The 11472-nt window shown below is 37.4% G+C and carries 9 protein-coding genes; 4 read left to right on the plus strand and 5 right to left on the minus strand.

What is annotated here, in order from left to right; all coding sequences use genetic code 11:
• Positions 1 to 245: 245 nt before the first annotated feature.
• Genes P4V41_RS05365 through ligD (P4V41_RS05375) form a run of 3 tightly spaced genes read left to right on the plus strand, consistent with a single transcriptional unit; the run spans position 246 to position 2985 of the window.
• Positions 246 to 1133, plus strand: a complete 888-nt coding sequence (locus tag P4V41_RS05365) for a Ku protein (protein ID WP_328084032.1) — start codon at positions 246 to 248, stop codon at positions 1131 to 1133.
• Complete coding sequence (gene ligD / locus P4V41_RS05370; protein ID WP_328083754.1) at positions 1130 to 2092, plus strand: non-homologous end-joining DNA ligase; 963 nt, start codon at positions 1130 to 1132, stop codon at positions 2090 to 2092. The genes P4V41_RS05365 and ligD (P4V41_RS05370) overlap by 4 nt, the downstream gene beginning before the upstream one ends.
• The gene (gene ligD / locus P4V41_RS05375) at positions 2065 to 2985 is read left to right on the plus strand and encodes a non-homologous end-joining DNA ligase (protein ID WP_328083755.1); all 921 of its coding nucleotides are present in this window, start codon (positions 2065 to 2067) and stop codon (positions 2983 to 2985) included. The genes ligD (P4V41_RS05370) and ligD (P4V41_RS05375) overlap by 28 nt, the downstream gene beginning before the upstream one ends.
• A 98-nt stretch (positions 2986 to 3083) precedes the next feature.
• Here ligD (P4V41_RS05375) and P4V41_RS05380 read toward each other — a convergent pair whose 3' ends face one another.
• From P4V41_RS05380 to P4V41_RS05400, 5 genes are all read right to left on the minus strand, one after another.
• On the minus strand, positions 3084 to 4112 hold the full coding sequence (locus P4V41_RS05380; RefSeq protein ID WP_328083756.1) for a LacI family DNA-binding transcriptional regulator: 1029 nt from the start codon (positions 4110 to 4112) through the stop codon (positions 3084 to 3086).
• 193 nt (positions 4113 to 4305) lie between these two features.
• The gene (locus P4V41_RS05385) at positions 4306 to 5835 is read right to left on the minus strand and encodes an alpha-amylase family glycosyl hydrolase (RefSeq protein WP_328083757.1); all 1530 of its coding nucleotides are present in this window, start codon (positions 5833 to 5835) and stop codon (positions 4306 to 4308) included.
• 31 nt (positions 5836 to 5866) lie between these two features.
• Complete coding sequence (locus P4V41_RS05390) at positions 5867 to 6703, minus strand: sugar ABC transporter permease (protein ID WP_197127498.1); 837 nt, start codon at positions 6701 to 6703, stop codon at positions 5867 to 5869.
• A 1-nt stretch (position 6704) separates the two neighbouring features.
• Entirely contained in the window at positions 6705 to 7967 is a 1263-nt protein-coding gene (locus tag P4V41_RS05395; protein WP_328083759.1) for a sugar ABC transporter permease, read from the minus strand.
• Between the two features lie 148 nt (positions 7968 to 8115).
• Entirely contained in the window at positions 8116 to 9384 is a 1269-nt protein-coding gene (locus P4V41_RS05400; protein ID WP_328083761.1) for an extracellular solute-binding protein, read from the minus strand.
• Between the two features lie 335 nt (positions 9385 to 9719).
• Here P4V41_RS05400 and P4V41_RS05405 point away from each other — a divergent pair, with 335 nt between their 5' ends.
• Positions 9720 to 11444: a glycoside hydrolase family 13 protein gene (locus P4V41_RS05405; protein WP_328083762.1), complete on the plus strand. Its 1725-nt coding sequence runs from the start codon at positions 9720 to 9722 to the stop codon at positions 11442 to 11444.
• The last annotated feature ends 28 nt before the right edge of the window (positions 11445 to 11472 follow it).

Here is an 11472-nt window from a genome sequence, read left to right on the forward strand (position 1 = left end):
TCCAGCTTATTGCTTTGTACCATTAGCAGTCTCCCACCTTACGCTTCAATCAACGTGCATAGGAAAAATAGTTAAAAAGCAACAATCATTAGAAAAGAGCCTATAAAAAATTCTATTCTTATTATGAATGATATCGCATGTTTCTACAATGCATTGTCGAAATCTGTATAAATTATGGAAAAATATACATGATGTTGATTCGTATGGAGAAACTATTCGTAAAAGAGTTAGAAAGGATGGTCTTCATGCACACGATGTGGAAGGGGGCAATTAGCTTTGGTCTTGTAAATATTCCAATTAAGCTGTTTGCCGCAACTGAAAATAAAGATATTAAAATGAGATATTTACATGAAAAGTGCCATAGTCCGGTTCAGTATGAAAAAATTTGCTCTGTATGTGAAGAGACTGTAGATTCAAAAGAAATTGTTAAAGGCTATGAGTATGAACCGGGTAAATTCGTAGTTATTGAAAAAGAAGAACTTGATGAATTAGCAGGTGTATCTGATAAATCGATTGAAATCATTGATTTTATAAAATTAGAAGAGATCGATCCCATCTTTTACAATCGTTCTTATTTTGTTGGACCTGGCGAGAACGGCACAAAATCTTTTGCTCTTTTGAAAAAAGCTATGGAAGATACCGGAAAGATCGGACTTGCTAAATTTACCCTACGTTCAAAAGAACATCTTGCAGCTGTTCGAGTATACAAGAACGGCTTAGTTTTAGAAACAATCTTTTATCCAGATGAAGTAAGAAATGTTGACCATGTTCCTGGTCTTACAGATGAAGTGTCACTAAATGAAAAAGAAGTTGAGATGGCTAAACAGCTTATCGAACAATTAACTGCACCGTTCGAGCCTGAAAAGTATGAAGACGAATATCGTGAAGCAGTTCTCGAACTGATCAACAGAAAAATTTCTGGTGATGAAGTTAAAGTTGCTAAAGAGAAACCTAAAACAAATGTGGTGGATCTTATGGAAGCACTTCAAGCTTCTATAAATGAGAGTAAAGGAAAAGAATCGACTGATAAAAATAAGAAAACGAAGGAAACTGCGTCTAATAAAAATAAAAATACGGATGAAGCAAAACCCAAAAAGAAAAAATCATCTACAAAAAAGAAAGCTAGTTCATGATACAACACTTTTTAAAGCCTATGCTCCCTTCACTTGCAAACGAATTGCCAGAAGAGGATCATTGGGTATATGAAGTGAAATATGACGGTTTTAGATGTTTACTTTTTTGGGATCACGGAAATGTTATCCTGACATCTAGAAATGGTCATCCTTTGCATACTATTTTCCCTGAAATTGTAGCTCACCTAAAAACGATCGAGAATAAAGTTAAGGACTTGTTTCCCATTCTTTTAGATGGAGAACTATGTATACTAGAGAACGAAAATAAAGCAAATTTTGAACTCATTCAAAAAAGAGGCAGATTAAAGCAGCCCGATAAAATTGAAAAAGCTTCAGAACAATATCCATCTTCATATTGTGCCTTTGATCTCCTAGCAATAAAGGATGAGTATATTTATCGGCAATCTTTTTTGGATCGAAAAGAAAAGTTGCGGAATTTGATTCAGATTTCAGGTGTTCAAAACAATAAAATTTTAACCGAAAGCCGTCTAAATTTTATAAATTTCACTTCTAAAAAACCTGATCTTATGGAGGATGTAGAGAAAAGTAATAGCGAAGGAATAGTTGCGAAGAAGCTTTATAGTAAATGGGCTCCTGGCATCCGAACAAAAGAATGGATCAAAGTAAAAAATCTTAAATTCCATCCTTTTATTTTATTAGGTTACGATACAGATAACGGTTTTTTTCATGTTGGCGTTAAAAAAGATCGTTCTGTTCAATTCGTGGGATTATTCTCTCATGGCATTTCCCCTGAAGAAAAGGAAGCATTGATTCAAATTGTTAAGAACAATATTGCAAGTAGGAATGGGTCTCTTCTTCTAATAGAACCGTCTATCTGCGTAGAACTTTCTTATTTAGAACTATATAAAGATCAATTGAGACAGCCAAGGTTTGTTACATTCCGTTTTGATACAAATTGGGAGGATTGTACATGGGAAAGTCTTCAAAAGAACAAGTAGATCTTCATGTTAACGGCGAGATCGTAACTTTAACAAGCGCTAACAAACCATTATGGCCGAATCACGATATTGTTAAAGTTGAATATATCAATTATTTGACCCAAATTTCGCCTTATATGCTGCCTTTTTTGAAGAATCGGTCATTAACGGTCATTAGATATCCTCATGGAGTGAGTGAGGAAAAGTTCTATCAAAAGAATTGTCCAGATTATGCTCCACATTATGTACATACAGATATGAAAGAAGATATTAATTATATCGTTTGTAATAACTTACCAACATTACTCTGGTTAGGAAATCAACTTGCATTCGAGTTTCACATTCCTTACCAAACAGTTGATAACTTTCATCCATCAGAGATCGTAATGGACTTAGATCCTCCATCTCGTAATGAATTTCATCTTTCGGTAAAAGCCGCGCTCATGATAAAAGAAGTTTGCGATAAGTTTCATCTCACCACATTCATTAAAACAAGCGGTAATAAAGGTATGCAAATTTACATTCCTTTACCTGAACAAGCAGTTACTTACGAAGATTCACGTCTATTCACAGAGTTTCTTGCACGCTATATAATTGAACGAGAGCCGAAATGGTTTACGATCGAACGATTAAAAAAGAACCGCGGCAATCGATGCTATATTGATTACATTCAGCACGCAGAGGGCAAAACCATTATTTCTCCCTATTCTGTAAGAGGAAACGATGATGCTTTAGTGGCTACTCCCCTCTACTGGAATGAAGTAGATGCTGCATTAAAGCCTGAGCAATTTCCACTTACGTCAATCATGGATCGGATAAAAGATATAGATGACCCGTTTAAAGATTTTTTTTCTTGTAAAAGTAATCAGCCGATCCTTCCCATAATTAACGCTCTTAAGGAAAAAAGCCTCTAAGAAGATTTGAAATTATCTTCTTGAGGCTTTTATGATTTGTTGATTTCCACTCCAGGTTGCCGGTCTTTCCATGGGGCATGCAGTGAACAAGCAGACCCTTACTTCTCGATAACTTTACTGCACGTCTGTCTTTCAATCAATTGAAAAGGTACGACTACTCGTTTTGATTCTTTTTCAGGACATTGAATGCATTCTAGAAGTCCCTTTGCAGCTTCATAGCCGAGTTTAAAGATATTGATGTCAACGGATGTTAGTGAAGGAGACGAGAGTTCAGATAACATAACATTATTGAAACTTAATAATGAGATATCATCTGGCACGCTCACTCCTAGCTCGTTTAATGTGCTCAGCACACCGAAGGACATAACGTCATCAATAACAAGTAGTGCTGAGGGTGGTTCTTTTAGAGCGAGAAGCTCTTTAACGGCTTCCTGCCCACCTTCTTTCAAAAATTCCTCGTGAACGATGTACTCGTCTTTATAAGGCAGACCCGCATTTCGTATCGCTTTTTCATAGCCTAATAACCGGTCGATGGTTACGACTAGATTCAAATTACCTCCTACAAAACCGATTCGTTCGTGACCTAGTGATATGAGATATTCTGTCATTTCTTGAGCAGCTTTGAAGTTATCATTATCTATATGTGTGATACTTTCAGCGTTTTTAAACGGCTTACCAATCACCGTGAAAGGGAATTTCTGTTCTTGCAGGTAGCACATGATCCGATCATCTACACGTGAATACAACATAACGATGCCATCCACTCGACGACCTTGTACCATTCGCACAACCCCTTCGAAGATTTCATCTTCTGTATTACCTGTCGACATGTATAGGGCGTATTCTTGTTCATGTGCAATCGTACTGATTCCTCTGATTACTTCTGGAAAAAACGGATTTTGAAAAGCTTTGTCAGCAGAACTAGGCATGACAAGTCCGATCGCCTGAGTGCTTCGGTTTGCCAAGCTTCTCGCATTAAAGTTTGGATGATAGCCAAGATAATCCATTGCTTCTTTTACTTTTCGCTTTGTTTTTTCTGATATTCGAGGATTATTCGCGATTACCCTTGAAACGGTCGAAGGTGCAACATCTGCTAATTTTGCTACGTCTTTTATTGTAACTGACATGATATAGTCCTCCTTTCAGACTATTTGACTTAGTGTATACGCTTACTTAATTCCATCAATAATTGTATAGAATTAGTAGAAAAAAAGAAATAATAATTCCTTTCCACTTTTAATGTTTTCGACTATTTTTATAAATTGAACGGTTTCTTTTAGACTAAAAGGCCTAAATCTTTTTTCCGCTACTAGCTTGCTATTATGAGCGTTGTTTTCTTCTACTGATTAAATAGAAAGAGCTCAATATTACTACAACAATTACTACAGCAACAATTGAATATAGCTTCCATTGTGAATCTGCTTTTTGAACAGCATAAATCTCCGCCGTTTCCCCATCCATTTTCAAATCGACAGAAGCATCTTTCACCTTAATCTCTTCGTCAGATAGCAGACTTACAAGTTTTTTATTATGAAGGCTTTTATCTGAAAAAGAAATACCCGATTTCTTCTTATCATTGTTAAACACGATATATAGTGTTTCATCTTGATATTTTCGCTGAAAGACTGCTGTCCCATCACTATCAACAATCATTGAAAAATCGCCGCGCCTAAGTGCATGATGTTTTTGTCTAAGCTTTCCTAATTTTGAAGTGAACTTTTCGAACTCCTTATTTTTAGAAAAATCCATCATGCGTCGGTTGTCCGGATCTTTGGCTCCATCCATCATATGCTCTGTTCCTTGATAGAGGATAGGAATGCCAGGTGCGGAGTAAAGGTAAGTAAGAGCTAACTTCAGCCTCTTTTCCGGATCTTCTTGCTTCAGCAGCACTTCACGTACAAAACGAATGTTATCATGATTATCTATGAAGTTTCCTAATGTATATGGATCTTTATAATAGAACTTGTTTCGCTCCCATACAGCGTTCAGCTCTGAAAGCGATTGCCCACTTTGTCTAAATATACGAACCAACTCATTGAAAAGTGGATAATCTACAAACGATTGAATTCCTGCTTTATTATATTCAGCAATATATCTTGGATCGTTGTGCCAAACTTCACCTATTAAATAAAAGCCAGGCTTTGCTTTTTTCACTCGTTCAGAAAAATCTATCCAGAATTCTTTTGGAACATGTTTAACTGTATCTAAACGGTAGCCGTCTATATCTGTTTCTTTAATCCAATATTCTGCCATGTCAAGTAAATAGTTACGCGTTTCATTGTTCTCTGTGTTCAGATCGGGCAATCCAGCGAGCCAACCGTTTTCAACTTCTTGTTGGTTATCCCAGTTGCCGATCTCCATCTCTGGGTGGAACCAATCCTTTTTTGACTCCTCATCTAACCAAGGATGTTTATAGCCTGTATGATTGATGACAAGATCTAATATGACTTTTATTTCACGATCATGCGCTTTTCTAACAAGCTGTTTCAACTCATCCTTCGAACCAAAATGTTCTTCCGTTTCATAGAAATTCTCCGTCCAATAACCATGATAGCCTCCTGGTTCGTTCTTAACGACAGGTGTTAGCCAGATCGCTGTAACTCCAAGTTCATCAAGATAATCTAGCTTATCCATGATCCCTTTGAAGTCTCCTCCATGGTAAGCTGCAGGATCATTCAGATTTACATCAAAATCATTGTTTTTGTCTCCATTGTTAAACCGGTCCACCATGATAAAATAGATCGTTTCATCTTTCCATGATCGTTCTTCCTTTTTTTCTGCAAGCGCTTTATTTTGAACAGATAAAAAAAGAAGAAACGCGAAGCTTAAGAATACAATTCTTTTGCCCATCGTCGTTCCTCCTAATAGTGAGGTGCTGTAATTAACCTTTTGTACCACCAGCAGTTAAGCCAGAGATAAAGTAACGTTGCAATGATAAGAATAATAGACCGATTGGAATCGCTACTAATACAGAACCAGCTGCAAATAATGTGAAACTGTTTCCGAATTCATTCTTAATCATGTTAAACAGACCAACTGCAAGTGTCATTTTTTCATCTGAACTGATCAGAATGGACGCTAAGATAAAATCAGCGAACGGTGAGATGAAACTGAAAAGTGCGATTACCGCTAAGATTGGTTTTGAGAGCGGTAAGATGATCTGCCAAAAGATACGAAAGTGACCAGCGCCGTCAATTCGCGCAGACTCGTCTAGCTCTTTTGGAATCGTATCGTAATAGTTTTTTGCTAAATATGTGTTCATCGGAATCAATCCACCGACATAAACAAGGATTAAGGCAAAGTGTGTATCAAGCAATCCTACTTGATAAGCTAAGATGTAGATTGCAAGAATCGCTACGAATTGTGGAATCATCTGCAAAATTAAGAAAAGAAGCAAACCGTTCTTACGTCCAACAAACTTATATCTTGAAAATGCATAAGCTGTTAAGCCGATAAAGATTACAGAAAGTACCATTGTAATAAAACAAATTTTTAATGTGTTCCAGTACCAGATCAGATAATCCGTTTCTGCAAATAGCTCTTTGTAGTGTGCAAGAGTTGCATTCTCAGGGATAATCGTTGAACTTGATAAAGTATTTCCTGGATTGAATGAAGATCCAATTACCCAAAGAATTGGGTAAACCACGATCGCAATCGCTGACAATAAAACTAGATAGGACAGAGTTAATCTTATTCTTCTTGCTGTTTTTATACTCATATTAAATCATTCCTTCGTCCTTAAATGATTTCGTTTTTCTAAACTGCCACAATGCGAGTGACACTATGATCAAAGATAACATTACAGTTACAGCTGCTGCCTTGCTATATTGAGCTGATGTCATCGTCAAGTTATAGATCCAAGAGATTAAGATGTCTGTCCCGCCTGCATTTTGATCCGCCACTGCAGGTCCACCGTTATTAAATAGATAGATAACGTTAAAGTTATTAAAGTTAAACGTGTATTGCGTAATCAAGATTGGCGCAGTTGTAAACAAGATCATAGGAAGTGTAATCTTGCGGAACTTATCCCAATTTGATGCACCATCAACTGTTGCTGCTTCATAAAGTTCACCAGGAATAGATTGAAGTACCCCTGTTGTCATCGCCATGATGAACGGGAAACCGAGCCAAGATTGAATGAAGATCAAAGCAATCTTAGTATAAAAAGGATCTGTCATCCACGGTATGGAATCGATTCCAAGAGGTGCTAAAATCGATTGGTTAATTGCTCCAAATGTATCATTGAACAAACCTGAGAAAATTAAGATGGAAACGAATGCTGGAACTGCCCAAGGTAAGATTAACAGTGTTCTGATAACACCTTTAAACTTAATTTCCTTTTGATTTAAGACAACCGCCAAGAAGATTCCAATTGCAACTTGAAGGGTTGTTGCTGTGAAAGTCCAAATAATCGTCCAAGCAAAAACAGATATAAATGTTTCACGCCAAATATCTAGAGAAAAAATTTCAATAAAGTTCTTAAATCCTACCCAATCAACGAGCTTTGCTGGTGGTGAGTTGTATAAGTTGTAGTTTGTAAATGCTAACAACAACATAAAGATGATTGGGAAAATTACTACGAAGATTAATAGTAAAAATCCAGGACCAACCATTAAGTATGGGAATCCTTTATCGACTACATTATGGTATTGTTCTTTTAAGCTGCTAAGCTTTAAGCCGTTATCACGCTTTTTCCCATTTTGGAAAGCATCATAAAGGTTAAAAGAGTAAAATCCTAACCCGATCCCTACTACTAGTATTGAAATAACCCCGTTAACTAACAAGAATATGGAGTGATCTCGAGGCACTTCAGTACCAAGTGTTACAATACCCCAAAGTCCGATATTAAGAAAATCAAGAAATGCAATAAAGTAACAAATTGCTAAAAACAAGAATGCGAAACCTTTAACAAATTGCTTGTTATAAAATTGCCCCATTCCTGGAATGATGGACAGCAAAGCTGCGGTCTTACGGTGTGTCATTACAGGTTTCCCCCTTCTATTCCCCACTTTTGTGTATTGTTCGAAAGATTTTAGGACCCATATATAAGCGAAATCTTTCCAACACACACAATAGTTAGAGAAAGCAGTACCCGCGACGTCTGGGTACCGCTTTCCACTTTATTGCTTATTATTTTTTACCGTGGTTCGCTTCAATGTTTTGTCCAATAGTCTTAACTGCACTGTCTAGAGCAGCTTTTGGCTCAGACTTACCAGTTGCAGATAATTGAAGTGCGTTTGCAGCTGGAGCCCAAACTTCTGCCATTTCTGGAATGTTAGGCATTGGAACTCCACGTTCTGATTGAACAGCTACAGCTTTAGCTGCTTCGTTGTCTGCAATGATTGGGTCCTCCATTAGAGATACAACTGGAGGGATTTCTGCTGTTTTCTCGAAACGAGTTTTAGCACTCTCTTCATTTGTAATGAACTCAACAAGTTTTGCAGCCCATTCTTGGTTAGGAGAGAATTGACTTACGTTGTAACCTTTAACTCCGATGAATGTTTTAACATACTCACCGTTTGGAAGCTTAGGCATTGGTGCAACACCGATATCGATGCCAGCATCTTTATAGCCTTGGAAAGACCAAGGTCCATTCATTACAGAAGCAACTTTACCTTCTTGGAAAAGTCCATCGATTGTTTGCCCTGCTTTTTCACCGATGATCCCTTTAGGGAATAATCCATCTTTGTACCAGCTAGTGATATAATCAAGTCCTTCAACTGCACCTTCGTTAGAAAGGCCAAGGTCTTTAGGATCTAATGTTCCGTTGTCATCTTTAAATACATAGCTTCCATATCCAGAAAGCACTCCATTTGCAAAGTAGAAATCAGTCCAGTTTGCTAGGAAACCGTATTGTGCTCCACCTTTGTCACCTTTTGAGAATGCAAGTACATCTTCTAAAGACTCTGGTGCTTCAGGCATTTGCTTTTTATTGTAGATAAACACTGGTGTTTCAGTTGACTTAGGAAGACCGTAAAGTTTCCCGTCATATGTTAATGCGTTAATTGAAGATTCAGTGTAAAGCTTTGTTACATCATCAGATACTTCAATCGGTGCAATCAAGCCTTCAATTGCTAATGGCCCGATACGGTCATGCGGCGTCGTGATAACATCTGGTCCTTTTTTAGCTGGTCCATCAAGACGAAGCTTCTCTTGCTGATCAAGCATTGGAATTTCCTTCAACTCAACTTTGATGCCGTATTTTTCTTCAAACTTTTTGATTGCGTCTTCAGTTCCAGCACCCTTTTCTTGGTCTTCCCACATTACCAATTTTTCAGGCTTGTCTGCAGCCGAGTCTTTCTTACCGCCTGTAGAAGAACTATCTTCTTGCGGTCCGCAAGCAGCTAACGCACTTGCAGCTAGAGCAAAAGTTAAAGGCAAAGCTAATAACTTTTTCATCAATTATACCCCCCATTATTGTTAAAAGATCAAAGCATACAAACGTTTGCACAGATTAGCAAAAAAAATGTTTTTCTGTCTTCTTATAAAGTTTTTCGCCGTTTATGAAAACGATTGCATTACCTGCTCAATTTCATTATACCTATGCTTTGAATTTTTACAATACTTTTTTAATTATTTTTGGTTTCGCTTTCATTTTCCTTGATTTTGTTAGTGAAAGCGGTTTATACTATCACCATTACAAGTTGAAGGCAATGTACGTTCCTTAGGGGTACAACCTAGTTTCTATAGGTTGTGCCCCTTTTTTATTGCCGAAACTGAGAGGAGATCAAACTATGTTAAAAGAAGCAATCTACCACAGAGCAGGTAATAATTATGCTTATGCTTATGACGAGACTACGCTTCACATCCGTCTTCGCACAAAGAAAGGTGATGTCGATTCTGTAACGTTAATTCACGGTGATCCTTATGACTGGACGAAGGATGGCTGGCAGACGTCTCGATCGCTCATGACACTTTCGGGTACAGACGAATATTTTGATTACTATTTCATTGCGATTCAACCCCCGTTTCGCCGTTTACGCTACGGATTTGAACTGAAGAACGGTGATGAAATCTTGGTTTATACTGAAAAAGGCTTCTATAAGGAAGCTCCTTTCGATGACACGGCTTATTACTTCTGTTTTCCATTCTTAAATGGCATTGATGTATTTCGTGCTCCTTCTTGGGTGAAAGATACGGTTTGGTATCAAATCTTCCCTGAACGTTTTGCAAATGGTGATACGAGCAACGATCCTGAAGGTTCTCTTCCGTGGGCTAGCGAAGAACCAAAGTTTAATAATTTCTTTGGTGGAGATTTCCAAGGTGTTATCGATCACATGGATCATCTCGTTAAACTTGGTGTGACCGGAATCTATTTCACACCCATCTTTAAAGCGAAGTCTAATCATAAATACGATACGATTGATTATTTAGAGATCGATTCACAATTCGGTGACAAAGAAACGTTCAAGCAACTAGTAAAAGTTTGTCATGAAAACGGAATTAAAGTTATGCTTGATGCTGTGTTTAATCATAGTGGATACTATTTTGAGCCGTTTCAGGACGTTTTACGAAATCAAGAGAATTCAACTTATAAGAACTGGTTTCATTTAAGAGAATTTCCAATTCAGACTGAACCACGTCCAAATTATGATACGTTTGCTTTCGAAAAATCTATGCCTAAACTAAACACTGAAAATCCAGAGGTTCGAGAGTACTTGCTGAAGGTTGCTCGTTATTGGGTGGAAGAGTTTGATATTGATGGCTGGAGATTAGATGTTGCAAATGAAGTGGATCATTCATTTTGGAGAGAATTCAGAACAGCAGTTAAATCTGTTAAACCAGATGCATATATCTTAGGTGAAATTTGGCACGATTCCATGAACTGGCTACAAGGAGATCAGTTCGACGCCGTAATGAACTATCCATTCACAAATGCTGCGCTTGATTTTGTAGCGAAAGAAACAATTGATGCAAAAGTGTTTGCTGAAAAAATGACGGCTGTTCTTCATATGTATCCTGAAAACGTAAACGAAGCTGCGTTTAACCTTTTAGGCTCCCACGATACAAAGCGTGTTCTAACATTCTGTGATGAAAATAAGGATAAGATGAAGTTACTTTTTCTACTGATGTTAACTTTTAAAGGAACTCCTTGTATCTACTATGGTGATGAGATCGGTATGACAGGTGGTAATGATCCTGGCTGTAGAAAATGTATGGAATGGGATGAAAGTAAACAGGATTTAGAATTGTTCAATCACATTCAAGCATTGCTTAGCCTTCGCCAAAATCACAAAGTATTAGCAAATGATGGAGAAATAAATTTTATTAAGGCTGATGAGCAAACATTAGTTTATGAGCGTTCAACAAAAGAAGAAAGTGTTTGGATTCTTTTGAATGCTAGTGAACACAACGCGGAACTTTCTATTGAGATCCCTGAAGACTACTCCCACATTTTAGGGTCATCTTTCTCAGGTTCTCTGCCTGGATATGGCTTTAGTATGTATCGAAGAAAATAACCATGTTCCCCTCATTGTAAAAAAGTGA

It is taken from the genome of Fictibacillus nanhaiensis (genome assembly GCF_036213205.1).
Taxonomy (GTDB): domain Bacteria; phylum Bacillota; class Bacilli; order Bacillales; family Fictibacillaceae; genus Fictibacillus; species Fictibacillus nanhaiensis_E.